The 25,682-nt window shown below is 60.5% G+C and carries 31 protein-coding genes and 1 tRNA gene; 25 read left to right on the forward strand and 7 right to left on the reverse strand.

The window, feature by feature from the left end; translation table 11 throughout:
* The first annotated feature begins 59 nt into the window (after positions 1 to 59).
* The 7 genes from NKI37_RS09235 (at position 60) to NKI37_RS09265 (ending at position 7,642) form a co-directional block, all read left to right on the forward strand.
* Entirely contained in the window at positions 60 to 878 is an 819-nt protein-coding gene (locus NKI37_RS09235) for a chromate resistance protein ChrB domain-containing protein (protein ID WP_023683941.1), read from the forward strand.
* Positions 875 to 2,266, forward strand: coding sequence for a chromate efflux transporter (gene chrA / locus NKI37_RS09240; RefSeq protein ID WP_023683940.1), 1,392 nt, complete (start codon positions 875 to 877; stop codon positions 2,264 to 2,266). Before NKI37_RS09235 ends, chrA begins: the two co-directional genes overlap by 4 nt.
* Positions 2,267 to 2,503: 237 nt before the next feature.
* Positions 2,504 to 3,490: a methyltransferase gene (locus tag NKI37_RS09245; RefSeq protein WP_023696403.1), complete on the forward strand. Its 987-nt coding sequence runs from the start codon at positions 2,504 to 2,506 to the stop codon at positions 3,488 to 3,490.
* A gap of 379 nt (positions 3,491 to 3,869) precedes the next feature.
* Positions 3,870 to 5,075, forward strand: coding sequence for a pilus assembly protein TadG-related protein (locus NKI37_RS09250; protein WP_348529196.1), 1,206 nt, complete (start codon positions 3,870 to 3,872; stop codon positions 5,073 to 5,075).
* Positions 5,076 to 5,094: 19 nt separating this feature from the next.
* Entirely contained in the window at positions 5,095 to 5,520 is a 426-nt protein-coding gene (locus NKI37_RS09255) for a TadE/TadG family type IV pilus assembly protein (RefSeq protein ID WP_352790803.1), read from the forward strand.
* Positions 5,510 to 5,920: a TadE/TadG family type IV pilus assembly protein gene (locus NKI37_RS09260; RefSeq protein WP_023708223.1), complete on the forward strand. Its 411-nt coding sequence runs from the start codon at positions 5,510 to 5,512 to the stop codon at positions 5,918 to 5,920. Before NKI37_RS09255 ends, NKI37_RS09260 begins: the two co-directional genes overlap by 11 nt.
* A gap of 531 nt (positions 5,921 to 6,451) precedes the next feature.
* On the forward strand, positions 6,452 to 7,642 hold the full coding sequence (locus tag NKI37_RS09265) for a tyrosine-type recombinase/integrase (RefSeq protein WP_352790801.1): 1,191 nt from the start codon (positions 6,452 to 6,454) through the stop codon (positions 7,640 to 7,642).
* Between the two features lie 175 nt (positions 7,643 to 7,817).
* Here NKI37_RS09265 and NKI37_RS09270 read toward each other — a convergent pair whose 3' ends face one another.
* Positions 7,818 to 8,852, reverse strand: coding sequence for a COG3904 family protein (locus NKI37_RS09270; protein WP_352790799.1), 1,035 nt, complete (start codon positions 8,850 to 8,852; stop codon positions 7,818 to 7,820).
* Positions 8,853 to 8,985: 133 nt separating this feature from the next.
* On the opposite strand from NKI37_RS09270, the gene NKI37_RS09275 reads away from it, so the two are divergent.
* The 5 genes from NKI37_RS09275 to NKI37_RS09295 all read left to right on the forward strand — a co-directional run bounded on the left by NKI37_RS09275 (position 8,986) and on the right by NKI37_RS09295 (position 12,339).
* A complete protein-coding gene (locus NKI37_RS09275) occupies positions 8,986 to 9,699 on the forward strand; it encodes an SOS response-associated peptidase (RefSeq protein WP_352790807.1) in 714 nt (237 codons plus the stop codon).
* 74 nt (positions 9,700 to 9,773) lie between these two features.
* Positions 9,774 to 11,474 (forward strand): ATP-dependent nuclease, encoded by a 1,701-nt coding sequence (locus NKI37_RS09280; RefSeq protein ID WP_352790798.1) that lies wholly within the window; start codon positions 9,774 to 9,776, stop codon positions 11,472 to 11,474.
* Positions 11,475 to 11,490: 16 nt separating this feature from the next.
* Entirely contained in the window at positions 11,491 to 11,856 is a 366-nt protein-coding gene (locus NKI37_RS09285; protein ID WP_352790797.1) for a hypothetical protein, read from the forward strand.
* A gap of 89 nt (positions 11,857 to 11,945) precedes the next feature.
* Positions 11,946 to 12,155, forward strand: coding sequence for a hypothetical protein (locus tag NKI37_RS09290; protein ID WP_352790795.1), 210 nt, complete (start codon positions 11,946 to 11,948; stop codon positions 12,153 to 12,155).
* Positions 12,130 to 12,339: a hypothetical protein gene (locus NKI37_RS09295; protein WP_352790793.1), complete on the forward strand. Its 210-nt coding sequence runs from the start codon at positions 12,130 to 12,132 to the stop codon at positions 12,337 to 12,339. Before NKI37_RS09290 ends, NKI37_RS09295 begins: the two co-directional genes overlap by 26 nt.
* Before the next feature lie 35 nt (positions 12,340 to 12,374).
* Here NKI37_RS09295 and NKI37_RS09300 read toward each other — a convergent pair whose 3' ends face one another.
* The gene (locus NKI37_RS09300; protein ID WP_352790791.1) at positions 12,375 to 12,554 is read right to left on the reverse strand and encodes a hypothetical protein; all 180 of its coding nucleotides are present in this window, start codon (positions 12,552 to 12,554) and stop codon (positions 12,375 to 12,377) included.
* A 223-nt stretch (positions 12,555 to 12,777) separates the two neighbouring features.
* Between NKI37_RS09300 and NKI37_RS09305 the strand changes: the two genes are divergently transcribed.
* Entirely contained in the window at positions 12,778 to 13,041 is a 264-nt protein-coding gene (locus NKI37_RS09305; RefSeq protein WP_284269195.1) for a hypothetical protein, read from the forward strand.
* 42 nt (positions 13,042 to 13,083) lie between these two features.
* Here the strand turns inward: NKI37_RS09305 and NKI37_RS09310 are convergent, their stop codons facing one another.
* On the reverse strand, positions 13,084 to 14,019 hold the full coding sequence (locus tag NKI37_RS09310; protein ID WP_352790789.1) for a TIR domain-containing protein: 936 nt from the start codon (positions 14,017 to 14,019) through the stop codon (positions 13,084 to 13,086).
* Positions 14,009 to 14,305 carry a YuaX family protein gene (locus tag NKI37_RS09315; protein WP_352790787.1) on the reverse strand — a complete coding sequence of 99 codons (297 nt, stop codon included), beginning with the start codon at positions 14,303 to 14,305 and terminating at the stop codon, positions 14,009 to 14,011. The genes NKI37_RS09310 and NKI37_RS09315 overlap by 11 nt, the downstream gene beginning before the upstream one ends.
* 144 nt (positions 14,306 to 14,449) lie before the next feature.
* Here NKI37_RS09315 and NKI37_RS09320 point away from each other — a divergent pair, with 144 nt between their 5' ends.
* The 9 genes from NKI37_RS09320 (at position 14,450) to NKI37_RS09360 (ending at position 20,982) form a co-directional block, all read left to right on the forward strand.
* Entirely contained in the window at positions 14,450 to 14,698 is a 249-nt protein-coding gene (locus tag NKI37_RS09320; protein ID WP_352790785.1) for a hypothetical protein, read from the forward strand.
* Entirely contained in the window at positions 14,699 to 15,085 is a 387-nt protein-coding gene (locus NKI37_RS09325) for a hypothetical protein (protein ID WP_352790783.1), read from the forward strand.
* A gap of 975 nt (positions 15,086 to 16,060) precedes the next feature.
* The gene (locus NKI37_RS09330) at positions 16,061 to 16,402 is read left to right on the forward strand and encodes a hypothetical protein (RefSeq protein ID WP_352790781.1); all 342 of its coding nucleotides are present in this window, start codon (positions 16,061 to 16,063) and stop codon (positions 16,400 to 16,402) included.
* A gap of 322 nt (positions 16,403 to 16,724) precedes the next feature.
* Positions 16,725 to 17,285: a recombinase family protein gene (locus tag NKI37_RS09335; protein ID WP_352790779.1), complete on the forward strand. Its 561-nt coding sequence runs from the start codon at positions 16,725 to 16,727 to the stop codon at positions 17,283 to 17,285.
* 485 nt (positions 17,286 to 17,770) lie between these two features.
* Entirely contained in the window at positions 17,771 to 18,394 is a 624-nt protein-coding gene (locus NKI37_RS09340) for a hypothetical protein (protein ID WP_352790777.1), read from the forward strand.
* A gap of 563 nt (positions 18,395 to 18,957) precedes the next feature.
* Complete coding sequence (locus tag NKI37_RS09345; RefSeq protein ID WP_352790775.1) at positions 18,958 to 19,140, forward strand: hypothetical protein; 183 nt, start codon at positions 18,958 to 18,960, stop codon at positions 19,138 to 19,140.
* Complete coding sequence (locus NKI37_RS09350; RefSeq protein ID WP_352790773.1) at positions 19,133 to 19,558, forward strand: hypothetical protein; 426 nt, start codon at positions 19,133 to 19,135, stop codon at positions 19,556 to 19,558. The genes NKI37_RS09345 and NKI37_RS09350 overlap by 8 nt, the downstream gene beginning before the upstream one ends.
* A 492-nt stretch (positions 19,559 to 20,050) precedes the next feature.
* Positions 20,051 to 20,512: a hypothetical protein gene (locus NKI37_RS09355; protein ID WP_352790771.1), complete on the forward strand. Its 462-nt coding sequence runs from the start codon at positions 20,051 to 20,053 to the stop codon at positions 20,510 to 20,512.
* Positions 20,513 to 20,562: 50 nt separating this feature from the next.
* Entirely contained in the window at positions 20,563 to 20,982 is a 420-nt protein-coding gene (locus tag NKI37_RS09360) for a hypothetical protein (RefSeq protein ID WP_352790769.1), read from the forward strand.
* Between the two features lie 106 nt (positions 20,983 to 21,088).
* On the opposite strand, the gene NKI37_RS09365 is transcribed toward NKI37_RS09360, so the two are convergent.
* A complete protein-coding gene (locus tag NKI37_RS09365; protein ID WP_352790767.1) occupies positions 21,089 to 21,334 on the reverse strand; it encodes a hypothetical protein in 246 nt (81 codons plus the stop codon).
* A gap of 197 nt (positions 21,335 to 21,531) precedes the next feature.
* Between NKI37_RS09365 and NKI37_RS09370 the strand changes: the two genes are divergently transcribed.
* Positions 21,532 to 21,723 (forward strand): hypothetical protein, encoded by a 192-nt coding sequence (locus NKI37_RS09370; RefSeq protein WP_352790766.1) that lies wholly within the window; start codon positions 21,532 to 21,534, stop codon positions 21,721 to 21,723.
* 87 nt (positions 21,724 to 21,810) lie between these two features.
* On the opposite strand, the gene NKI37_RS09375 is transcribed toward NKI37_RS09370, so the two are convergent.
* Both NKI37_RS09375 and NKI37_RS09380 read right to left on the reverse strand, forming a co-directional pair.
* Positions 21,811 to 21,887: transfer RNA gene (locus tag NKI37_RS09375), tRNA-Arg, on the reverse strand.
* A gap of 106 nt (positions 21,888 to 21,993) precedes the next feature.
* Complete coding sequence (locus tag NKI37_RS09380; protein ID WP_023699100.1) at positions 21,994 to 23,157, reverse strand: M20 aminoacylase family protein; 1,164 nt, start codon at positions 23,155 to 23,157, stop codon at positions 21,994 to 21,996.
* A gap of 233 nt (positions 23,158 to 23,390) precedes the next feature.
* Here NKI37_RS09380 and NKI37_RS09385 point away from each other — a divergent pair, with 233 nt between their 5' ends.
* Together NKI37_RS09385 and NKI37_RS09390 are read left to right on the forward strand one after the other, a co-directional pair.
* Positions 23,391 to 24,569, forward strand: a complete 1,179-nt coding sequence (locus NKI37_RS09385) for a D-alanyl-D-alanine carboxypeptidase family protein (protein ID WP_023694057.1) — start codon at positions 23,391 to 23,393, stop codon at positions 24,567 to 24,569.
* A 3-nt stretch (positions 24,570 to 24,572) separates the two neighbouring features.
* Positions 24,573 to 25,670 carry a CobW family GTP-binding protein gene (locus NKI37_RS09390; protein WP_023822508.1) on the forward strand — a complete coding sequence of 366 codons (1,098 nt, stop codon included), beginning with the start codon at positions 24,573 to 24,575 and terminating at the stop codon, positions 25,668 to 25,670.
* Positions 25,671 to 25,682 lie beyond the last annotated feature (12 nt).

Consider the following 25,682-nt stretch of genomic DNA (forward strand, 5'->3'; position numbering starts at 1 on the left):
ACCCCGTGAGGCGTCAGCCCAATGATCGCGTCCAAACTCTCACTCTGGAGGTGGACGCCATGCCGTCAACAACCGCAATCACCGTAGCGCAGCTTTCCCGCCTTGTCGGTCTGTCCGACGCGCCTGTTCTTGTCGATGTCCGCATCGACGAAGACTACGACGTCGATCCGCGGCTGCTTCCGGCCTCGTGCCGGCGCGACTTCAAGTCTGTTTCGAGCTGGGCGGCCGAGTTCACGGGGGCTCATGCTGTCGTCATCTGCCAGAAGGGGCTGAAGCTCTCGCAAGGCGTTGCCGCGTGGCTGCGCCATGAGGGCATTGCTGCCGAATCCCTTGAAGGCGGCTTCGAGGCGTGGCAGGCGGCCAAGGGACTTCTGGTCAAGGCCGACAAGATACCGCCCCGCGACGACAAGGGCCGCACGGTCTGGGTGACGCGTGCCCGCCCCAAGGTCGACCGCATCGCCTGTCCTTGGCTGATCCGCCGCTTCGTCGATCCCTCGGCGGTGTTCCTGTTTGTCGAGCCGTCTGAAGTGCTGGCGGCCGCCGATCGGTTTGGGGCGGTTGCCTTCGACATCGACGACGTGTTCTGGAGCCATCGCGGCGAGCGCTGCACCTTCGACACGATGATCGAAGAGTTCGGGTTGCGGTCCGAAGCGCTCGATCGCCTTGCGCTGATCGTGCGTGCAGCCGATACGGCGCGCCTCGATCTCGTACCGCAGGCGGCCGGGTTCCTCGCTGCATCGCTCGGGCTGTCGCGCATGTTCCGCGACGATCTCGAACAGCTTGATGCCGGCATGCTGCTCTACGATGCGTTCTTCAGATGGTGCCGCGATGCCACTGACGAAACCCACAATTGGCCCAGCGCGGGCAAAGCGCCATGAGCGCCCTCGCCGCGGACGACGATGCACAGGCTACCGAGGCTCCGATCGTCCCGACCTTCCGCCAAGCCGCGAAACTGTGGGCAAGGATCGGCCTGCTCTCCTTCGGCGGGCCGGCCGGACAGATCGCGCTGATGCACAAGGAATTGGTCGAGGATCGCCGCTGGATCGGCGAGCAGCGGTTCCTGCATGCGCTCAACTACTGCATGCTTCTGCCAGGCCCCGAGGCACAGCAGCTCGCCATCTATATCGGCTGGCTGCTGCACCGGACCGCCGGCGGCCTCGTTGCCGGCATCCTGTTCGTGCTGCCCGGTGCGTTTGTCATGCTGGGCCTCAGCATCTTCTACGTGCTTTACAATGATGCGCCCGTCATCGAGGCGCTGTTTTTCGGCATCAAGGCGGCGGTGCTGGCCGTCGTCGTCGAGGCGGTCCTCCGCATCGGCAAACGGGCGCTCAAGAACCGGGTGATGATGGCGATCGCGGTGGCCGCGTTCCTTGCCATCTATGTCATCAGGCTGCCGTTTCCGCTGATCATCCTGGTTGCAGGGCTGACCGGCTGGATCGGCAACCGCTTGGCACCGGCGCGTTTTTCCGGAGCCGCACGCGGCAAGGACAATTTGCCCGATGTCAGGGGCGCCGTCGACGTCATGTTCGAACGCGGCGACCTCGCTCACACCAAGCCGACGAAATGGCACGCGCCGCGCACCATCGCGATCTGGCTGCCGATCTGGCTCGGGCCGGTCGTACTGATCCTGGCGCTGACCGGCCCTGCCAGTGTTTGGGCACAGCTTGGCGGCTTCTTCAGCCTGATGGCGGTGGTCACATTCGGCGGCGCCTACGCTGCGCTCTCCTATGTCGCGCAGGCAGCGGTGACCTCGTTCGGCTGGCTGGCGCCGGGTGAAATGGTCGATGGGCTTGGTCTGGCCGAGACGACGCCGGGACCATTGATCCTGGTGCTGCAGTTCGTCGGCTTCGTCGCCGCCTATCGTCACGCCGGTGCGATGGGACCGCTTGTGGCCGGATCGCTCGGCGCATTGCTGACGCTCTGGGTGACGTTCGTGCCGTGCTTCTTCTGGATCTTTCTGGGTGCCCCCTACATCGAGGCGCTGCGCGGCAACAAGGCGCTGTCGGCGGCGCTGAGTGCGATCACGGCGGCTGTGGTCGGCGTGGTGATGAACCTTGCGCTGTGGTTCGCACTGCATGTCGTCTTCGGCGCGGTGCACCGTTTTGGTCTTGGGATGGAGCTACCGGTGCTGTCGTCGCTGGATTGGCGCGCCGCGCTGCTGGCGGCGGCCGCCATGGTCGCCATGCTGAAACTGAGGATCGGCATGCTGCCGACATTGGCCGGCTCGGCGCTGGCCGGACTGGCGCTGCTGGCCTTGCCTGCGTAGCGTCCGAAGGCGCGACCAGCCATTATCACAGCCGGATTTTTGAGGTATGCCGGGCCGGCGCACAACGGTCGCGGGCGCTGGTAGGATCAGCGCTGGCCCCGGAGATACGCTTTACGTCGAACCCGATACCGCCAAGCTGAACCTGCTCGACGCGGAGAGCGGCGCGCTGGCGAACTGATTTGACGAGGTTGGCCGAGCTGTTCAAAGTCGATCCTGGATCGCACAACGGGATATGACATGGTGGATTCCGATCGGATCGACAAGCTGATCGCAGGGGTGCCCCCCGCCTTGGCGCTTCGTGCCGGGCTGGACCTTGGCATCTTCACCTGGCTCGGCGGCGATGCTGCGACTGCCGACAGCCTTGGGGCAGCGCTCAAAGTCGAGCCCGCTCGTCTGTCGCGGTTCCTCTACGCGCTCGCCAGCATCGGTCTCCTCGACGTCGAGGATGGTCAGTTTCGCAACGGAGCCGAAGCGTCGGAGTTCCTCGACGCGTCCAAGCCGACCTATCGCGGCGGCGATCATGTGCTGCTGCGCGAACTCTGGGGAGCCGACCTTTTGACCGCAGAGTCGCTGCGGCAGAATCGGCCGGCCGCGCTGCACGACTTTTCCGAAGCGGGGCCAGAATCCGCAGCGGCCTTCAGCCGCATGCTCGCACCGGGAGGGGTGATTTTCGGCCGAAATCTCGCCCGTGAACTGGACTTCTCGGCGGTCAGTTCGGTGATCGACATCGGCGGCGGCGCCGGGACCATTCTGGTCGGTCTTCGCGAGCGATGGCCGCATATTGCGGCGACTTTGATGGAACTCCCGACGGTCGCGGCGGTCGCACCAGCGATCCTGTCGGAATACGGTGCCGGCGATGTGGTTGTCGAAGAAGGCGACATAACGGTCGCGCCATCGACCGGCCGGCATGACTTGGCAATCCTGAAGGCTGTCGTCCAGGTCCTGCCGCCGGACCAGGCGCGCAGTTCGATCCTGAACGCGGCGCGTTGCCTCACCCAAGGAGGCGAGATCGCAATTGCGGGGTGGGGTGTCGTCGATGACGACCGTCTCGGCCCGCCTGAGGGTGTCTTTCTCAATCTCACCTTCCTGAACCTTTACCGCGCAGGCGAATCGTACACGGAAGGTCAGTATCGCGGGTGGATGGCCGAAGCTGGGTTCCGGGATATCTCCAGGTCGCAGCTGACCGACGGCACCACGTTGTTTCGTGGGCGCCTCACGGACTGATTGTGGCTGGAGTAGTTGGTTTCGGGCGTGTGTGGCCCTCAGAGCCAGCCCCGGACGGATTGAACAAAGTTCCTGAGGCGGCGTGAGCCGATCTTTCCCCGTACCGGCAGCGCGGTGTCCCCTGTCTTCTCGATAGCTTCTTCGCAGAGGGGGCATTTAAATGTCACTTGGTCGACAACAAAGTTCGGGATAGCGGCATATTTCGCATTCGTCGATTGGGGCGGAACCTCCGACAGGATGTTGCGCGGTCGCTGCAACTTGCGCCTAGCTAGCCCGTTCGACTACGTCGAATCGGAATGGAGTTTTTAGACATTCGTTTATCTATTCGTGGTTTCTAATACATATGGCATCCAACGCGTTCACCCGGATTTGGTTTGCTTTGAGCCGCCTAAGGCGCGCCACGAACGGTAACGTTGCCGTCATCGTTGCCTTCACCTTGCCGGTCGTGGTTGGCGGCGCCGGCCTCGGTGTGGAGACATCCTTCTGGTATTACAGCAGCCTCAAGCTGCAGGCCGTTGCCGATGCCGCGGCCTATGCCGGCGCGCTCGAGAAAGTCGCGGGTTCCGATAACCCGACCATCATCGCCGCCGCCACGCAGTCCGCGACCTCGAACAATTTTGCCACGCCGGGCACGATCCAGGTCAACACGCCGCCATTGTCCGGCCCGAACACCGCGAAGAAGGCAGTGGAGGTCATCGTCAAGCAGAACCTCGACCGCTACTTCACGGCGATTTTCAACCAGGCGCCCGTTGCCGAACAGGCAAGGGCGGTGGCGCTGATCAATGACGCCTCCAAAGCTTGCGTGCTGGCGCTCAGTCCGTCGGCCTCCCAGGCTGCGCTCTTTTCCGGCAACACCACCGTCAACCTCACCGGCTGTTCGGTCATGTCGGACTCGATTGCCTCGGACGCCATAAAGACGCAGGGCTCGGCGGTGCTCAAGGCCGACTGCCTGATCACGGTCGGCGGCATGGTGCTGAACAATCCAGCGACCACAGTCTGCAAGTCCAACATCACCCGAGCCTTGCCGGCAGCCGATCCTTTCTCCGGCTTGGCGACGCCGACAGCCGGCAACCCTTGCAAGAATGTCAATGGCAACAAGACGTCGCAAACACTCCAGCCTGGCACCTACTGTAGCGGCATGAGCCTCAGCGGCAACGTCACCCTGCAGCCCGGCGTCTACGTCGTGCAGGGCGGTATGAAGGTCAACGCCAACGCGGTCGTCGCCGGCAGCGGGGTAACCATCTTCATGGCAGGCAGCAACACCGTCAGCATGAACGGCAACGCCAAGGTGACGCTGAGCGCGCCTACCTCCGGAGCCTATTCCGGCGTGCTGTTCTACGGCGACAGGACCGGGACTGCGGCACAGAGCACCTTCAACGGCACAGCGGACTCGCTTTTGACCGGCGCCATCTATTTCCCCAGGCAGCAGGTCAACTACCTTGGCAACTTCTCGGGGAACGGCGGCTGCACTCAGGTCGTCGCCGACACCATCCAGTGGTCCGGCAGTACGACCATCAAGCAGGACTGCACCAGCCTCGGGATGAAGAACATTCCGGCGACGCAATCCGTTCAGCTCGTCGAGTAGCGGGATGGGTGGGCGGACCTTGCGCATTGTCCTGGACAAATCCGGGATAGCTGCCGTCGAGTTTTCCATGTTGCTGCCCATCCTGTGCCTCGTCTGCCTCGGCATCGCCGACGGCTGGTCCTACGTAACGAGTTACCTGCAGATGCGCGCGGGCGTCAAAACCGCGGCCAATCTCGTAATGGCCGGCGCGTCCAATGACACCGGAACGCAGGCGGTCGCGCTTTCGAGCTGGAACGACAAGCCCGAGGACGCCGCGGTCGTACTGGTCCGCTCCTATTTGTGCGGCGCCACGGTCGTGGATGCGACCACCATTTGCGGCGGAACGAAGCTGCCGACCGTCTTCGTCCAGATAACGGCGACGGGCACCTGGGTGCCCCCGTTTAACTTCGGTGTCTTCCCGGACCCGCGCGCGATCAGTCATCAGGAGGTGATCCGTGTCCGCTGAAAGGATCGGATCCAGGTGGCGCCGTGACTGCTCCGGCGCAGCCGGGCTGGAATTCGCCTTGATCGCGCCTTTCCTGGTGATGCTTTTGTTCGGAATCTTCGCCTTCGGCTGGGCCATGAATGCCGTGTCGACCGTCCGCTATACACTGGAAACCTCTTCCCGGGCGCTGCAGCTGAACAACACGCTTTCGCAGAGCGACATCCAGGCCATCGCCACGCAGAAATTGGTGAACCTGGGTCTGAAGAACGTCATTGTGACGATCGCGACCGACCCTGCCAGCGGCGGTTTCAAGATGGCGCATCTGACCGCCAGCTATGCCTTCGTCATCGCTTTCCCGTATTTCGACCAGTATCCGATAAATTACGCCACGACCGTCACGGTGCCCCTGGTTGCCAGCTAGGATACGGCCGGCTTCGTTGAGTTGGCGGCGCCGAACTCAGACCGTAACGGATCGACTGGGAACCATCGCTCGATCTGAAATTGTACTTGCAAGAGGTCGATTCTCTTCGCGGCTGTAGATGCTTAAAGCTCGCTCCTGAGACCTCAGGGATGGACTTTTTCTATGGAACTAAAGTCAGGCTGCTTGCTTGGTCGCGTCCGTGAAAATCACCGAAAACCAGTCCATCAGTGCTGCAACATGCCGACAGGCTATCTCAGTCACCAAGCCTTTGATCTTGCTGGTGATCCCGACAGGAATCGAACCTGTGACCTACAGATTAGGAAGCTGTAGCCGAAGTCGCCCATGTCTGGCAGGTAAACACCTTACGCTACAGGGGATACGCCTAAGAGAAATAAGGCTTGCGGAGTGGACCCGGCGCAATTACACGTCCCCATGACGGACCCAGAAATACAGGAACACAAGGCGTACGGTGGCGGCATCGCACGTCCCCACGGCGTCCCCGGCTAGGTCCCCATGGCAGAGAGGCGATATATGCGCGTGAAGATCACAAAGCGGCTCATAGAACGAGATTTGCCTAAGGAGACTACCACAGAGACATGGATTTGGGACACCGAGGTTCTTGCGTTTGGCATTCGCCTTCGGCCTGGGAGGAGACCGACCTTCGCGATGCGCTGGAAGGACGACACCTTCGGCGGCAGGAACGGTCGCGACCGGAAGATGAACATTGGACCCGTCGAGCAAATTGACCTTGATGACGCGAGGGCAATCGCGAGGCAACGCTTCGGAGAGCTTGCTGCGGGCTCCGACCCGGCAGAGAAGCAGCGGGAGCGGAAGCGAACTGGCGTTACCGTTTCTGACCTTATCAAGGAAGTTGCTGAGACCATGGAAGCGAAGGGGAGGGCGGCGCGCTACATCCGCGATTTCAAGCAACAGATGCGTGACCACGTCGAGCCGACTATCGGAACCCGGTTTCTGAGGGACGTGACGGCTACAGACATCGACCGCATTCTAACCAAGCTCGCCCGTCGACCGGCTCTACACAATCACGTCAGGGCCGGCCTATCGAGCGTGTTCACAGCGGCGTTGCGGGGACGCTATCGGGCAGACAATCCCGTCATGGGTAGCGCCAAGGCGGAAGCCCGACACCGGGAGCGGCTGTTGGCTGACACTGAGATTGACGGCCTGTTGAAGGTGCTGGATGCCAATCCCGGGCAGAACGCGGATGCCGTGCGGCTGTTATGGTTGACCGGGAGCCGACCGCAGGAAGCATTCGCCATGCGATGGACTGACGTCGACCTCGACGCCGGCGTGTGGACGAAGCCGGCGCAAACAGTGAAGCAACGGCGGACCCATCGCGTGACGTTGAGGGCCGAGGCCGTGGCGCTGCTCAAGCGTATGATCGAAGAGCGCGGAGACAGCCCATTCGTGTTTCCGTCAGACGGAGCGAAGGGGACACGGCAGCGGGGCTATAAGGCAGCAAAGACGGGCCACCTAACGACGATCAAGAAGTTCGCCGCTAAGATGTTTGAGGCGGCTGGACTGAGCGACGTCCGTCCTTACGACCTCAGGAAAGCGTTTGCGTCCCGTCTGGTGGCGTCAGGGGCCGACCTCAGGACCGTTATGTCGCTGACTGGCCATACACAGGTGGCCGTGCTGTTGAAGCACTACGCGCATGTGATGGACGGGAAACAGAAGGAAGTGCTTGAGAAGGCGTTTGCGTGATGCCGGCTTCACTAAGTCCGACCAGGACTAATTCTCGGTCACTCTTCGGGCAGTGTTGGGGCTGTGGCGGCGAAGAGGCGCGCGCCTTAAGGTGGCGACTGAGGCGATGGTGAAGGCCTTCGCAGCCGTTGGCTAAGTTAGGCGTCGCTTCCCCCCTCGCGGACTTTTTGAGATCCTAGCGCATGACTTTGCTGGTCTCAGCGATGATTTTGGGGTTCTGCCCAATCGCAATCGTATAACTGAAGCGCGCCACACCTTTTGCCTGCTTGTGCCTTGGCAGGCTGCGGACGACCCAGTCGTAAGTGCCCGACACCATGCATCGCTCATTGGCACAGGTGACTATGACGCTCTCGTCGTGGAGATTGTATCCCCGTTCCGGCCATCGTTGGAAATAGCTTCTCTTGTCGGCGATGATCGAGCTTAGGTCCGTTGGCTTTCCGTAATAGTCGACGATGCCAGCATACGAATTTTGAACCTGAGCGATCGCCAAATCTGCGTTGTCGCCATGGTGCTCGATGAGCCCTTTGATAAATGCTACCGCCGCGCTCTCTAGCTGCCGCTCGTCTGCGCTGGCTTCAGCCGGGGCCGGACTGGGCGTTGGCGACACACGCGACGTGTCAATGGACGGCGGCGTGGTGGAAATGTTGGTTACGCGCAGTTCAGCCATCTCACTGGCGGAGAGATATCGCATATCAGACCTGTCGTAACTCAATGCTACGGCCATCAACTTGGGGTCCACGCCCATCTCGGACATGTAGGACATGATATCGGCAGTTACGGCTTGAACGTTGGCCACAGCCTCGTCGGTAGACATCCCGTTCTCTGGGGCGAAGGATGAGCGATGAACACCAATAGAGCCCGGATCGGCAACACGGCGAACGCCACCCATGTAAGCTAACGAGCAAGCCGACGCGCACTGCAACTGTCGGACTTGAAGCGTATCAAGGCCGGCTGCCCGGATCATACGTCCAAGCTGCATTGCACTTCCGATACTGCCTCCCGGCGAGTCGAATACGACCACCCTAGCCCCACTGCTTGTGACAGCTCGGCTAAACTCGTTCAGAGGTTCGTTGACCCCAAATTCACCGGAGACGATGAGAAACGGAAGCTCGCCCGGCGACGATACCGGCTTGTATTCCAGAGCCTTAGCTGAACTTGATGTGGCGACAATAACTGACGTGACAGCGAGAAACTTCAGAACCGAACGCATAACCCAACATCCAAACCCACCAACCTCAACTAAGAGCCACTTAAAGAACTATTTCAAGGGGGCAACTGGACCGGGGCAACTGGCGATGAGAGAACTGGTTGAAACTCAGTGTCTGTTGGGAACATTTAAAACGATGTGCAACCTCTACAACCTCACCACTTCACAAGAGGCCATCCGCCAGTGGACCGGCACCTTGCGGGACATCTTGGGCAACCTTGAGCCGTCCGTCGACATCTACCCGAACAGGCCCGGTCCGGTGGTCCGCAATGCCTCGGATGGGGCGCGTGAGGTTGCCAACCTGCTTTGGGGCATGCCGACCCCGTCCGAGCGGGTGAAGGGCAAGGCCGACTACGGCACGACCAACATACGCAATCCGCAATACGGCCACTGGCAGCAGTACGTTGGTGTCGAGCATCGTTGCGTGGTCCCTGTGACGAGCTTCGCAGAACCCAGCCCCACACCGGGCGACAAGGACCCGGAGACGGGCGTGCAGAGGAACTACTGGTTTGCCCTTGGAGAGGACCGCCCCCTGTTCTTCTTCGCCGGCCTGTGGACGCGCTGGCAAGGTGTTCGCAAGGTCAAAGACGGTCCCGGCGATTTCGAGCTGTACGGGTTCATGACAACCAAGCCCAACGCCCTCATCGCGCCGATCCACGAGAAGGCAATGCCAGTGATCTTGACGACGCAAGAGGACACCGAGACCTGGCTTACCGCGCCGTGGTCTCAGGCAAAGGCGCTACAGCGGACGGCACCGGACGACGCCCTTGTCATCGTGGAGAAGCCAGCCACGCAGATCAAGTTCCCGCAAAGTGCCAAAGACATTGGCGGCCAACTGTCGTTACTATAGGGCTAAGTAAGCGGGGCGGCTCACTGGTCCAGTGACTTGCGCGACCCCGAGTCACGACTTGGGGGGAGCAGACAATGCCCATCGACTTCAAGCTGTCGAAGGTAGTCATCGACCGCTTTCGTGGCATCGAACATTTGGAGCTCGATCTTCGCGATGGCTTTCCCTCTGTTCTCATCGGCTCGAACAATGCGGGAAAGTCCACCGTTCTCAATGCGATTGCGCTTGCTCTGAATGGTGGGGGCTACCACCAGTGGTCACCAGAATCGACAGATTTCTTCTGTGATGCGACTGGAAGACAGTCCAGCGAGTTCACAGTCCAAGTGCACTTTCATTCGGACAACGAACTCGGATACCCGGCTGTCAAGGGCGTCGCAAAACCCAGCATGATCCACGGTGTTCAGGTCAAGGGAAGGAATGCCAAGGGCGGCAAGATGAGCCACAGCCGAACTTTGTTCGACAGGGAGGGCAAGAGCGTAACCACTGCCCCCCGCACGTCGCTTAGCGCGGAGGACAAGCCGAAGTTCATCGACCACGACATCGGATACAAGCTCGTGAACGCTCGGCTGGACGACATCCACGAACACACGCCTGAGGTATGGTTCTTCAAACCTCAGAACATCGAAGCGTCGCTGTATGTCTGGAAGTCTGGCCCTATCGCCAAGCTGTCGAGGCTTCTGGCAACGCGCTTCCTTGGCGACGATTGGACGATGAAGGTGAGCGACGGTAGCGAAAGGAGGATGCCTGGAACACTGCACAAGGCTTACGATTTCTTCCGGGAAGCAGTGGAAGCCTTTCCGTTCTGGACTGGCGACATGAAGCCCCGGTTGGAAAGGGTCTTCAGCCGGTACGTTGGCAGCCACGCAAAGATTGACCTACAGCCAAACACGCAGGTGTTGGAGGAATGGCTGGCCCAGCAACTTGCCGTGTCGCTCGCAACCGATCCTGACAGCGTCACGACTCCACTTAGGAGCATGGGAGACGGTTGGCAAAGTGTGATCCGTCTCGCGGCGCTTGAGGCACTCTCAGAGTATCCCGAGTTGTTGAAGGAAAGGGTTGTCCTACTCTTAGAGGAGCCGGAAACACACCTTCATCCCCATCTGCGCCGCAAAATCCGAAAGGTTCTGGGCGCCCTGGCTTTGAAGGGCTGGACGGTGGTCTACACAACGCATTCGCCAGAGTTGGTGTCTTTCGACCAAGATCAACTCATCACCCGGCTGGTGAGGACGAAGGGCTCGGTGACGAGCAAAAGCGTTCACACAGATAAGTTGGAGCAAAGCGCGAAGCTGCAGTCGAAGCTTGATGATCGTGGCGCGCATGACTTCCTGTTCGGCACAGCTGCGGTCTTCTGTGAGGGGAAGGACGACCAATTCGCGGTCAAGCTGGCGTTCGAACAATTGGGCATGGACGTTGACGCTCGGTCGGTCAGCGTCACCCAGTGCGAAGGGGTATCAGCCATTCCAGCACTTGCCTCCATTTCGAGGGCATTGGGCATCCGCTGGAGTGCGGTCACCGACGAGGACATTCTGGAGGACGGTAGCGTGAAGCCAAAGACGGAGAAGGCTCGCGCTGCCCTCGAAAGGTGCCGGACTGAATCTGACTTGCAAACGGTGTGGCCTGTTGATCTTGAGCACAGCTTGGGTGTCATACAGGGCAAAGCGACCCCAGATGTAACAACTGTCCTTTTGGGGACTACGACGTGGCAGACAGATTACCCGAACTTCAAGAGTGTCATTGCCTCATTGGCGGCGTGGATCGACCCCACAACAACGGTGTAGACGAACTGGATACAGTATGGCTATCGGGTTGAACTGGTTCAACGCGGCCTCAGCCCTCGTCCCGCCAAACGACCCGCCGTACTGTCCTTATTTCGGCGAGCCGCGTAACTCGAATACCCTGGCGTTCGCGCGCAGAGGGGTTTTGCGTCTCGGCGTGCATGTACTCGTTCTTGCCGCACCGTTTGCAACTCATTTTGACTCCCACCAAATCGGCCTCAACGTCCCCGAAGATTTCCTTGAGATCACTGGGCAGATACCAGCGCTTGACGTTGCAGAGCCCGCAGCGGACCAGCACCAGCTGCCCTATCTCATGGGCATTGCTGAGCTTCCATTCTCCGCCACGCTTTCGTCTTCCACCAGTGTCAGGCATGGCCCAAAATAGGAACTCATTCCTGCCTTGGTCAATCCGCCCTTGACATTTATGTTCTCTTTTTGTTCCCTGTGGGTGTCTAAGCGTTTGGAGTGATCGCCATGGACCACATTGTGACACTGGACAGCCGCCGAGAGGCCGCACTTCAAGCCGTCGCCGAGAAGTTCGTTGCCGTCCACAAGGGCGACGTGATGAAGGCGCTCAAGGAAATGATCGTTCTCAACGGTCGCCTTCAGCAACAACTTGACGCGCGCTCGGGGCCGCGTCCCGGAAGGAGGAACGAGCGTGAGCATCTTGCATTTGGACGTTGAAGCCAAAGCCGAATTGCATTCGGAAGCGGTGAAGCTGATCGCTCGATACGAGAGCCCGCTTGAGACCGTGAAAGCTCTCATGGTCTACAACTGTGAGCTTGAGACCAAGATACTCGCCATAGCTCACCGGCATCCGGGGGTGGCGACCGTCAGTTATGACGATACCCCGGTAATGTTGGGGTGATGCGGGACGTGAGCGACGAAATCAGACTTCCAAGCTCAGAACACGTCACAGCGCCCGGTATCCAGCATCATTGGTGCGAGCGTCCTGGCTGCGGCAAAGATGCCGGATGGGGTTTCGCGAAGCCAAAGCGTGAACCGCACTGGTTCTGTTTCGAGCATCGTGGCGATGGTGAGAAATACCTGTGAGACCGAGCAATGCCAGCCGAGCAACAGCAAGTCGATCCACCCGCAATGGACTGGGAGCTTGCCGCTGATCAGGCTATAGCGACCTGCGGCGGGGATGCCCGAGAGGCAGTGAAGGCGCTTCTTATCGCCAACGCCTCATTGGAACGCGAGGTGGCCCTATGGGCACCCGCCGTAAGCTTTGGGTTCAGCCGGGGGTGGCATCGACGCCAGCGCGGTGGGGCCGATTAACGAACCTCCCACGAAGGGCAGCAGCATGTCAGACAACATCCTTCCGCAACCGAAGATGCCCAAGCTGATAGTCGTCACCGCCTTCGACCGCGATGAGACCGGCGACCTTCAGCCTGTCTTTGGGCCAGCCGAGCAGCAGACGGAGGACCGGGCAATAAGGACCGCGAAGGGTTTGGCGGGGAAACATGCCGGGGTCATTGCGTGGTCACGCGATGCTAACCCGTCGCTGGGCGAATACGGAGAACCGACGACGCTCTTTGTGGGTGGCGACGTGCCCGACATGGAGTGACCTATCGGCCTAGCAAAGTCGTAGTGCGTTGTTTCCCCGGTGTCAGCCCCACATACGGCTGGGGTCAAAATCCAGCTTTGCGGCCTTCATCTCTGTCACGAGCTTTGCCTTCCATCCCTCCGAAGGGTCCAAATCGATGTAGAGAACCCCGTAGAGGTCGGACGGTATTTCAACATTACCTTTGCGGAGCAGGCATACCTTGCCGCGCCCCAGATGTCCGGCAAAGTACCCAAGCTCAAATATCACGTTCTGGCGTGCCCGATGGTTCTGTTCAGTCGCAGTATGGGAGGCCCCGACGTCATCGGGAGTGAGCAATACGACCGCAAAAGCCACTTCACTCGCGATCTGCTCATACTTCTCGATGATCGTTCGACCTTGGTTAGGTAGCTCCTGAAGGACCACGGGCTCGAGACCAAGTCTCTCAAGAAACCTCGCGAGGCCGTGGCGGGCGCCATCATCGTGGCCGTGGACAATGAAGACCTTGTTCGATCCCAACCCAGTCAATCGTGCCTCCCGGTTATTGGTCGATGCGGGCAAGAGCAAGCGCACGCCACTGTCGTGCTTGCCCTCAACGTATGACTTGTAGTCCCGGAGGAACGGGATCAGCAGTTGCCCAACGACTGAGTGGATAGCCGCGCTGAGTTTGCTCCCGGAGTGGAAGTAATGGTGCCCAAAGGTGAGCAGCATTTGAGGCTCCTCGGCGAACCTCAAGATCAGCAGCAGCGTCAGGCCAAGCGTCTCGTTGGGGTCGTCTGGCCAATCGAGGGTGTCAGAGCCTACGAGACCTCCGCGCGGAGTTTGAGCCCCAAGGAACTTATCCAGATCGAGACCCACTGTCAGCTCGGCGTTGATCTCAGCAAGGTCGGGATTTTGCAACAGACGGGCCAGTACCTTGAGGGGCCGCTGGTAAGTCTGATACTGCGATGCCTGGAGATCGAGCAGCGCGTTATTCATCTGCTTGAACAGGTCAGTCGCCATCGGCGTCTTCGTTCTGCCCGAGTCGCGCCTCAGCTGCCCGATCCAAGATCCCCTGCCTATATTGCTCCTTCATGCCTTCGATCAGAGGCGCAATCACAGGGTTCCTCTCATAAGGGCCAAGTCGCTCGTCAATCATTGCTCCCACGCTTTGTATGGCGGCTTCAATACTGGCTGGGTCGTCGGGATCGAAACTCACAGTCCCAAGTTCGCCGTCGACTTCCCTGAGAGCCTTTTGAGCTTGCTCAAGTGTCTTGGTCAGTTTGTCGAGCCCCGTTATTTTGATCATTGCAATCCCCGTCAATTAGCAATGTTGCATACATAGGCACAGGAGTAGATGCGACGTAGCGTCAATTGTGCCAGAACATCAAGCGACTTGACCAGTCGTTGACCTCGCCTAATCACTCGAACATCGGAAACAGGGGCGGGCAACATGACGCGGACCATCATCACCCAGAAACTGACAGAGGCCGGCATCCTTGGAGTGATCCTGATGCTCGTCGGCCCTGCAATCGTCGGCTTCGCGTTTATGGGGCTTTCCGGGGCCAGACACGGCTTCGACGGCCTGCCGCCCGATGTGACTTGGCTCTACGTCGTCGGAGCGGTCGGTGCTGTCCTGTCCGCAATGGCATTGCCACTCATCATCGTGGGCAGGCAATACACAGCCACAAAGGCCGAGTAGATGGAGGTGGAGAACGTCTCGGCGACCGGGACCGCTGACGACCTCGCGGCGCTCAGGCTGTTGATGAACGCTTTGCAGAGGTTCAACCAGTTCGACCCCAAGATGCAGGTCTCGACGGGTCTGACACTCTTAGAGATCGCTGCGGCAGAACAAGCCGACAAGGAGATTTCCGTTCAAGACATCGAAAGACGGGTCGGCCTCCAGTCAGGCACTGCGTCCCGCAACTGCTACTACTGGGCCGAAGGCCACAAGGACATGACGGGCGGCTACGAGATGATCCGCATAGACTTCGACCGGAACGACCGCCGAAAGCGTTCGCTGACGTTGACCAACAAAGGACGGGCATTCATCAGAAATCTCGGTTCAGGCCTCAAAAGGGGGGGCTGATTGCACCGTCCCAGGCTACGACGCGCACCAAGGGCGAGGTGTCGGCGGGCAGCTTGTTGCGCCGCAGATTAGCGGCACAGCCAGCCCCTCAGAAATTAGCACGTCACCCACGTCTTGCCCGTTAGCGAATAGCGAACCGCAGCTTCGCCCATGATTGCAGCGGTTTGTACCCTCGGTCCCCGGCGGGCAGGAACACGGGATCATTTCCAGTTCGAGCTTCGCCGAAGCGACCAGCTCCGTGAGGCGCGCCTTGGCTCGACGCCCAAGGTCCGCTTCAACCTCACATCTTGGCTCGATGCTTTCGGGGGCGTTGAAGCCGACCAGCCGGGTTCCCTTCGCAGCACCATTGAGCCGAATGGTATCGCCGTCCGTAATGGTGAACTGCGTTCTGGCAAGTGGCACCCGGTCGCCTGCTACGTCTGACCTTGCGAATGACGGCATGCTTGGCCAAGGGACGTGCTCGCCCTTGACGACGAACGAATAGATCAGGGACCCGACGACCAATGCCAGCACGATCCCGAACGTTCTGACGAACCTGGCTGCCAAGTACCGGGCCTCGCGAGCGAGTGGGTTTCGCCAACGGCGCGTTCGCCAACGCGGCGACGATAGAGGTTTGTTCGGGCGCGATTGCGATGGCGCGTAGGTGCTTGCTGGTGCGGGGCCGATGATCTCGTAGAGCTTTGCCCACTGCTTTGCGCTCAGTCGTGTGCGGGGACCGTAATTCACCAATCGGTCACGCATGTCGAGGAGGAATTGGCGCTGCCATTGGCTGTGGTGGCCGCGAACAAGTGCAGCCTCGATACGGGACTTCAGATCGTCCTCAGGCTCCATTTTGGTTGCCCCGCCCTTCTCAACAATACGGGGCAGCCGGCTACAAGTGAATAGGGAGCAGGCCCAATACGTCGGGACGCAGGGGGCACTTCGGCAGCGCGGAAGGCGCTTCAGGGTGCTGATACGATATACCTAAGAAATCCCATGCCTTACGTCGCTGACATGACGGCGCTAGGAAATGCGTCACACTGGCCAGTCGATCAACTCAATCGTGATGTCAACCTGACCTTGCTCAGGCTTGCCTCGACCCTACATCGATGCTTGGATAAAAATGTGCGACGACGCGCCGACCACCGTCATGAGCTAGTGACCGACGCGCCGCCATCATGGGACTTAGATCGGGTGTGGACCCTCGATCAGGAGCCGGTTATGGACGCCGGCTCCGGTTTCCCATCTCACGAACTTAAATCACACAATCAGGCTGACAAGCGGAACAACAGTGACTATTTCGTGACCACGGCGGAACACCTCCAGCAGCAACATTGAGCGTACCCACCAGCATCCCCCCGGCTCCGCAAAAGAGGTCCTTGACCACCTTGGAGGGGCCGGAATGTTTGGTGGAAAAATCTGCGCGGGTGATCGGATAACTGGCTCGCGCGACGACCCCCCATACCCCTTCGGTTCCACCACACGGAGCCCCAAGGACTGGAGGGGCTGCCGAAGGCCATCACAGGCGAGACAAACCATACCACTAGGTTAGGAAGGTGCACCGTGCACAAACCTATACCTTCGTGAACACGCCCCTTGACATGTGCACTAATCGTCCACTAAGTGGTGTGCACCAACTCTCTTAGAGGAAAGTGCACAAATGTTCATCGGATACGCTCGCGTCAGTTCCACCGGACAGGACCTCGACACCCAACTTGAGAAGCTGACAGCAGCCGGTGTTGAGAAGGTCTTCAGCGAGAAGAGGTCCGGCTTGGACGAAACGCGACCTGAGCTTGAGAAGGCGCTTGAGTTTGCCCGCGAGGGTGACGTGTTCGTGGTGACCAAGGTGGATCGTCTGGCGAGATCGGCGGCGCACCTCCACCAGATCGTCAAGACGCTCGACAAGAAGGGTGTTGGTTTCAAGGTGCTGGATGACGCCTCGCTTGATACGACCACACGGACAGGCAAGCTGGTGTTCGGCATCCTCGCCAGCATCGCAGAGTTTGAGACCGCGCTTCGCAAGGAACGCCAGATGGAAGGCATCGCCAAGGCGAAGGCCAAGGCAGAGGCGCAAGGCGAGCCGTGGAAGACCGGCAGGCCCGTGACGCTCGACCATGATCGGATCAAGGCCCTGAAAGCCGAGGGACGGTCTGTGCGGCAGATCGCCAAGGAGGCCGCGTGTTCACCCTCAGCGGTCCAGAAGGTCCTCACTGCGGGTTAAGGCCTCCACTAGCACTACAGGGGCGATAAGGCCCCCACTAGCACTGGGCAGGGGTCATCACCGAATAGCCATCCCACTAGGACTACGGAGGCAATTGAGGTGACCACTAGCACTGCGGAGGGCGATACCCCTTCCACTAGCACTACCAAGGGCTCACGTTAGGCGACCGCTGAATAGGTGGCCCACTAGCACTACGAGGGGCCATAACCCCTCCACTAGGACTACTAAGGGCGCTTAGCCACACCACTAGCACTACCCAACACTCCTCACCCAAGCTGCCCCGTGCAGTTCTCCCCTGTTGCGACCGCCTGTTGCCCTGTTTCGCTCATTCCGGGAGACAGGATGTGGCGCTTGGCGGGGCAGCTTTGGTGAGGCGCGTGTGTCCCTCTATCTGTCCTCCGATTTTGTATGAAATCACCCGTCAATTGTTTTGTATGAAATCACCCGTCAATTGTTTTGTATGAAGCACCACGAAAGGAACCAACATGACTGTCTTCCGTCCCGTCGAGGCGGATTTCTCCGAGACCTCGGATCACTGGACTGCCGAGGTTGAGGCATTTCAAAGGAAAGGCCCCCGGTGGACAACCCAACGCTACCAAGAGGCCATCCGCAAGGACACTGAACGCACCCCAGAGTTCAACCATAAGGCCGCCCTCGTCCTACGCGCTGAGGGCTTCTCGCAGCCCGCCTCAGCGAGGGTGCTGGGGATCACCGACCGTGCCGTCCGGTCCCACCTGTCCCAACCCTGTGAGGCTTTGGAAACTGAACGCAGGGGGATCGCTAGGCGGGGCCGTGTGCAGCGGTATGAGGTAACCAAGCGTGGGCGCGCTCCGTTCGATGTCTGGGCATACCTGAAGGCGACTGGCGCTCCCATTGTCGCCGACCTTCTCGGCTTCGACCCGTGGACAGCAGAGGGCATCGGGACCAGCACCCGCGAGAAGGTTGCCTTCTACGTCGTGGATGGATGGCCTCAATCCGAGGTGGCGGCGCTGCTCGGCATCTCCAAGCAGGCGGTGTCAAAGCATGTCGCTGCAATCAAGGCCCAGGTCACGGCACGAAAGCGGGATACCAGTAGATTGTTCAAACCGAAACGAACCCGGAAGTTATGAAGGCGTTGAAACGAGTTTTTGCAATGATAACATCGGCATAAGTGGTTGACTACCGCATATAGGCATAACTCCCCTCAGGGGACTTCCCCTTCGGGTGTTACCTTGGTCAGCACTTCGGGGTTCCTATCGACGATAGGCTTATCCGAAGATGACACCAAGGTTCTCCTGAGTTGCTCAGGGACATAAGACACTCTTCTAGAAGCCCTCTGTAACAGAGATGCCCTAGAGATACCCCTTATTCTGAGTTGTACCTTGGTCGCTTCGCTCCGAAGACCATGGAATGTGTCTCCTGAGTATCTGATCACCATCAGCACAACTTCACTCACAGCTTTGGTCTACTCTCTGGATTTCCCTTGTTCCAAGGTCATAGCCAGAAGGAACCCAAAGGACCCGTGAAGTCTGGCCACCCGAGGCTTGGATGACCGATGGTCTCCCCTCCACAGGTCTTCACCCTTCCACGTCAACCAGAGGCGTCCCTTTAAGGGAAGCTCGAATGTCACCACGAACACCTCACCCGAAAGGATCACAACCGATGAACATGACCACAGGAGCCGACCCCTATCATGTCGACTGAGGCCGACCGCATTGCATGGCGGATACACGGTCGAGAATGGCGAGCAGCGAACCCGGCTCGCGCCAAGGAAATCAGCCGGGAATGGTATCACCGCAACAAGGCCCAGGTTGCCGAGGTGCGGAGGATGAAGCGAGAGGCCGCGCGTCTGGTCAAGGAGGCAGCCAATGGCTGAGACAACCCGCCAGATCACCCCGGCAATCCGCGTTATCGAGACCGACCGCGAATGGATCGTCCAGATGGTCGAGATGAAGCGGACCCGCAGGCGAGGTGTTCAGTCGACCGGCGAATGGATCGACCGCGCGTACATCACCAGCCGGTCAATGCTGAACATGGAGCTGAAGCGGCTGGCCGGCAAAGGGGCAGTCAAGGCTGGCCTTCGCGGGCATGTCGAACTGGACGCCCTAGACTGGTTGAACCGCCTGCCCGTTCGGCATCCGTCGCGGGACAATGAGCCTAGCGTTATCGACATGCTGGAGGCGTCTACAGCGGGCAGCGAGCATGGGGAAACCTTCCATGACCATCTGCCCCTAATCGTGAAGCACGGGCCGCTCAGGTGGCGCAACGATAGGAACGCTCGCTTTGAACCTTGACGACATCAGGCGGCGGGATTGGGTCGCGACCTACCCCACGCGAGAGGCTGCCCTTGCCTTAATCGAGTGGATCAAAGCGGACGACTGGGGGAACATCTCGCAGCTAGACCGGAGATTGCCGGGGATAGGCATCGAATGGACCCAGAGCTTCAACACGGCTGCTGAACGATGCTTTGAAATCTATGGCTACCCCGAGCTTGAGGCTGTGGCAGTCGCACGGCGTATTGCCGAGATGTCTATGAGACCCACAGCGCCGCGTGGAAGGGTCGCCGGAGGCAGCTATGATCTAGCCGGAGCAACTACCCCAACCGGCCTTAGCGAGCGTCCTGAGCGTCCTGAGGCGATGACCTACGGGTTCTCTCCGAGGCGCTAACCACTACACCCACCAGCCAGATTGGTGGGGGTCGCGACTATCACCACCAAGCCTACCCGCACCCGGAGCAATGACGCGCCGGGGCGATCAACCATGACCAAATTGAAGGAACGAACATCATGAACGATTTCAACAAGGCCAGCGGCCTCATCACCACGGGCACGACCGACATCCGCGCTCAGGAAGCACGAGAGCGACAGGCCCTTGAAGACCGGGTGGATCAGATGCGGCGCGACCATGAGCAGGCCGAGAGGGACCGCAGGGAGGCCGATTTCAACGAACAGATCGCGGCACAAACGGAAGCAGGCCTTCGGGCAAATCAACAGCTTCAGGCTAAGCGCCTTGGCATCAACACCGGGCAGGCCCTGACCGAAGGCCAGAAAGCCCAGATAGCAGCGGCTAAGCCGATGAACGGCTCGGCTCCGCAGGCCCTTGTAGATCAGCTTGCGGTGACCGTTGGTGGCATCCAGTTGGGAGCCCAGCAAGCGAAGGACATGGCGGCACGAGGGGAGATCAGCCAGGGCGATTACGTCGCGGCTGTGAACGCGGCTTTGGTGCCCTACGGCTATTCTTTCAGGTAACCACGGGGGCCGAGAGTGACGGGGCGGTTGATGCCGCTCCGTTGCCTACCGTGGATGAGAAGAATGACGAGACCAACGACACTGAGGAACTGACAGCCGAGGAGAAGGAAGAGAAGCAACATGCCGAGTTTGTTCGTATGGCCGACCAGAGCCTTGACCGCTTCAGGGACACCCACAGCGACGCCCAGCAGCAATTCATCGTGGACGCTTATGTCGAGACCGGAGAAATCCTTATCGGCGAAGCGTACGGGATCGACCCGGTGGAAGCGGCTGTGGTCGAGACTGCGTTCTCTCAGCATTTGGACCGGAATGTCCTTCGGCAGCATGGGCTGACGCTGGCGACGTACTTCGAGCATGTCGACGAGGCCGACTACCCGGCGCTGCGCAGGGCTGCGGCCAAGGGCGAATGGCATGTCTTCCATGATCACGCCAAGACCATAGCGGAGGCCCGGAAGGCGCATGGGCTCTAATCCGGCTGGGGGTACTTTTTATCCCCTGATCAAACCAACCCCAGCCTGACTGGGTGAACCTGACCCCGATGCATCGCCCCAAGAGGTGTGTCGGGGGCGGGGCTTTTCACTGCACGAACCCGTGTTCCGCCATGCAGGCTTTGAATGTGCTGTTCGATGCCATCGCCCCGGCAATCCAGAGCCGTCCCGCCATCACCTGCGTTTCGCCCGCGCGACCATTGCAAATTGCCTTGGCCCTCTCGAAACGGCTGTCTTTTGTTGTGGCCTGAAACTCGCGCCACTGCCCTGACGACGTCGTGTTGTTGCACCCGACAAGCGCCAAGCCGAGCGCGGCTATGAACATGGAACGCATCCATCCCTCCCGGTTTGGCGCAGAATGCTGGAAGTTGGAAACGAGGGCAATAGATCGACCCGCTCGCGGGATGGTTCCGCCAAGGGAACAGTTCCGCTAACGCATTGAATTTATTTGATTTGACGAGTTGGCGGCTGCCCGCTATCCGATGGCCAGTCACGCCAGCGGGCGAGGCGGCAACAGGAGCGAGACACCAAATGCGCATTGACTACAGCATCCTTGAAACCGCCGTGGCCGAGTGGATGAAGGGACACATTGAAAGCCTCAAGGAGGACTTTGGCGAAGGCGAGGCCTACGCGGAGGCGGTGAGGCTGCTCGAAGATGACCCATGGCAGGCGCTGCAGTGGTACGTCGAGGACGTGCGACGGGGACTACGACGGGCAGCTTAAGCACGCTCGCGGCGTCTCGCGTCCCCAGCGGCGCCCCCACGGGAGATTGCCTTGCGAGCTTCATTCCACCAACGCCTTGATTTTGTTTGGTGATCCCGACAGGAATCGAACCTGTGACCTACAGATTAGGAATCTGCCGCTCTATCCTACTGAGCTACGGGACCACGCGGCCCGACACATAGCCGCTTCCGATCGTTTCGCCAAGAGGCTCGCCGAAGGCAATGAAGAGGCCGGCCGAAGGCTAATCGGCCGGCCTTTCGTCGGGGCAGGTCAGGCTGCCAGCGCCGTTTCGGCCAGTTTCACCCAGTAGCTCATGCCGTGCGGTATGACTTCGTCGTTGAAGTCGTAGGCCGGATGATGGAGGCCGGCGGTCTCGCCATTGCCGATGAAGATGAAGGCGCCAGGTCGGGCTTCCAGCATGTAGGAGAAGTCTTCGCCGCCCATGACCGGCTGGATGGCGCGGTGGACCTGGGTGTCGCCGGCGACATGTGCCGCGACATCGCCGGCAAAGACCGTTTCTTCCGGATGATTGAAGGTCACGGGATAGTTGGCGTCATAGTCGACAGTGATCGTCGCGCCGAAGGCGGTGGCTATTCCTTCGCAGATGGTGCGGATGCGCTCTTCCGACTTCTTGGCGATCTCTTTCTTCAGTGTGCGCACCGTGCCGGCAATCTCGGCGGTCTCGGGAATGACGTTGTAGGCGTCGCCGGCGTGGAACTTCGTCACCGAAACCACCACCGCCTCGACCGGATCGGTGCTGCGCGAAGCGACCGTCTGAAGGGCGCCGACCAACTGGCTGGTGATGACGATCGGGTCGATCGTGCCGTGCGGCATCGCCGCATGGCCGCCGCGGCCCTTCACGGTGATGGTGAACTCGGCGGTCGCCGCCATGATCGGGCCCGGCCGGATGGCGAACTGGCCCACCGGCAGGCCCGGCATGTTGTGCATGCCAAAGACGCGCGAAATATCGAAACGCTCCATCATGCCGTCCTTGACCATCTCGTTGCCGCCGCCGCCGCCCTCTTCCGCCGGCTGGAAGATGACCGCGACCGAGCCGGCGAAATTGCGCGTTTCGGTCAGATATTTGGCGGCGCCCAAAAGCATCGCCGTATGGCCGTCATGGCCGCAGGCATGCATTTTGCCAGGAATGGTCGAGGCATAGGGCTTGCCGGTGATCTCGTTGATCGGCAGCGCGTCCATGTCGGCGCGCAAGCCGATGGTCGCGCCTTGCCCCTTGCGGCCATGGATGATGCCGACGACGCCGGTCTTGCCGAGGCCCGTCACCACGTCGTCGCAGCCGAATTCCTTCAGCTTCTCGGTGACGAAGGCGGCGGTCTTGAAGACATCGAAATTCAGTTCTGGCGTCTGGTGCAGATGGCGTCGCCAGCCGGCAACTTCATCCTGCATCTCGGCGGCGCGGTTGAGAATCGGCATAATGGTTCCATCTCGCTGTTGGAGCAGACGATCTGGCCTGCTTGATTGCAATTGTGATTGCCATGCTTGTTGCCATCTTGGCACTTTGCCATCTTGGCGTCACATAGGGTAAATAGCACCCCAGACAATGTGATCCGGAAATTGAGGGCCGGATCAGGTCATGCTGGCCATCGCGTAACGAAATCTTACGGAGCCAGGGGCGACTACGGCAAGAGGCGATTTCGGATTCCATGATGCGGCACAGCCATATCCTCAAATTACTGCTAACGGGCGGCTTGGCGCTACCTATGCTGGCTGGGCCAGCTTTGGCCAATCCGGTGATCCTGTTCGACCTCAACAGCGGCAAGGTTCTGCAGCACCAGGACGCCTTCAAGCGCTGGTATCCCGCTTCGCTGAGCAAGCTGATGACCGCCTATGTCACCTTCCGGGCGATTGCCGCCGGCGAGGTCCAGCTCGATTCACCGATCAAGGTGACCAAGCATTCGGCGGGCGAACCGCCGAGCAAGATGGGCTTCAAGCCGGGCTCGGTGATGCGGCTCGACAATGCGTTGAAGATGATGCTGGTCAAATCGGCCAACGATATCGCCATGGCCATCGGCGAAAACATAGGCGGCTCGCAGGCCGGATTCGCCGTTCGCATGAATGCGGAGGCGGCGCGGCTTGGCATGACCGGAACGCATTTCGTCAATCCGAACGGCCTGTTTTCGCCGGAGCAGTACACGACGGCGCGCGATCTTGCCCTGCTGGTGATGGCGATCCGCAAGGAATTCCCGCAATACGCCCCCTGGTTCTCGATCGAAGGCCTTGCCGTCGGCAAGAAGGCGATCTCAAACTACAATCTCTTGATCGGGCGCTATCCCGGCGCCGACGGCATGAAAACCGGGTTCGTCTGTCCCTCGGGCTTCAACATGATCGGCTCGGCGACACGCAATGGCCGCACGCTGGTCGCGGTCGTGCTCGGCGAAAAATCGGCGATCAGCCGTGCCGAGACCGCCGCCAGGCTGCTCGACCAGGGCTTTGCCACGCCCGACCCGAACTGGCTCACGGTCGCGGCCATGCCTTCCTATGGCGATACAATGTCACCCAACGACATGCATGATGAGATCTGCAGGAAGAAGGCGCCGCACGAGCAGTCCGAGGCGGCTCCGCCGGTGGCCGCGAAGGGTGCCGACGTGCCGAAATCGCCCTATCAGGAAAAGCTCGACCACGTGCCGACGCTGGTTGCCGTGGGCCTCGGCGGCGCCACCGGGCCGGCGCCGAAGGCGATGCTCGACCAGGGCGGCCAGGAATACGCCGATGTGCCGCTGCCGAGCTGGCGGCCAGACATTCCGGCGCCAAAGGGCGCCGAACCGGCCGTGGTGGGCCAGGCAACCGCGGTGCAGGGCGACCAGCTGGTCAAAGCCGCGAACTAGGCGATGGCTGGCTTTCCGATACCCGTCACGGTGGTCACCGGCTTCCTCGGCGCCGGCAAGACGACATTGCTCAACCGGCTGCTCAAAGATCCGGCACTGGTCGACACGGCCGTCATCATCAACGAATTCGGTGAGGTGGCGATCGACCACCTGCTGGTCGAGCAGGCCTCGGACGGCATCATCCAGTTGTCCGACGGCTGTCTGTGCTGCACGGTGCGCGGCGAACTGGTCGATACGCTGGCTGACCTCGTCGACCGGCTGCAGACCGGCCGTATCGCCCGCCTTGCCCGCGTCGTCGTCGAAACCACCGGGCTCGCCGATCCGGCGCCGGTGCTGCAGTCGATCATGGCGCATCCCGCCCTTGTGCAGGCCTTCCGACTTGATGGCGTCATCACGCTGGTCGACGCGGTCAACGGCAATGCGACGCTCGACGGCCATGTCGAGGCGGTCAAGCAGGTGGCGGTCGCCGATCGCATCGTGCTGACCAAGGTCGATCTGGCCAGCGATCCCGGCGACGTCGATGCTTTGCGAACGCGACTCCATCAGCTCAATCCAGGCGCCGTGGTGCTGGAGGCCGGCGACGGCCGAACCGGCGTCACGGCGCTGTTCGATTGCGGCCTCTACAATGCGGCGACCAAATCCGCCGATGTCCGGCGCTGGCTCGGCGAAGAAGCCGCCCATGAGCACCACCATCATCATGATCACGGCGAACATGAGCACCACCACCGCCACGATTCCCGCGTGCGCTCCTACTCGCTGGTCCATGACGGCCCGGTGCCGTTTTCGGCGATCGAGATGTTCCTCGACCTGCTGCGTTCTGCGCATGGCGACAAGCTTTTGCGGATGAAGGGCGTCATCGAGCTTGCGGAGGACCCGTCGCGGCCGCTTGTCGTCCACGGGGTGCAGAAGATCCTGCATCCGCCGGCGCGGCTGCTGGCCTGGCCGGACGGCCAACGCGGCACCAGGCTGGTGCTGATCACGCTCGATATGCCGGAAGATTATGTGCGCCGGCTGTTTTCCGCCTTCACCAACCGGCCGTCGATCGACACGCCGGATCGCGCGGCGCTGGAGAGCAATCCGCTGGCGATAGCCGGGGGCTGATTGTCAGGCTCG

It is taken from the genome of Mesorhizobium sp. M0626 (genome assembly GCF_040320665.1).
Classification (GTDB): domain Bacteria; phylum Pseudomonadota; class Alphaproteobacteria; order Rhizobiales; family Rhizobiaceae; genus Mesorhizobium.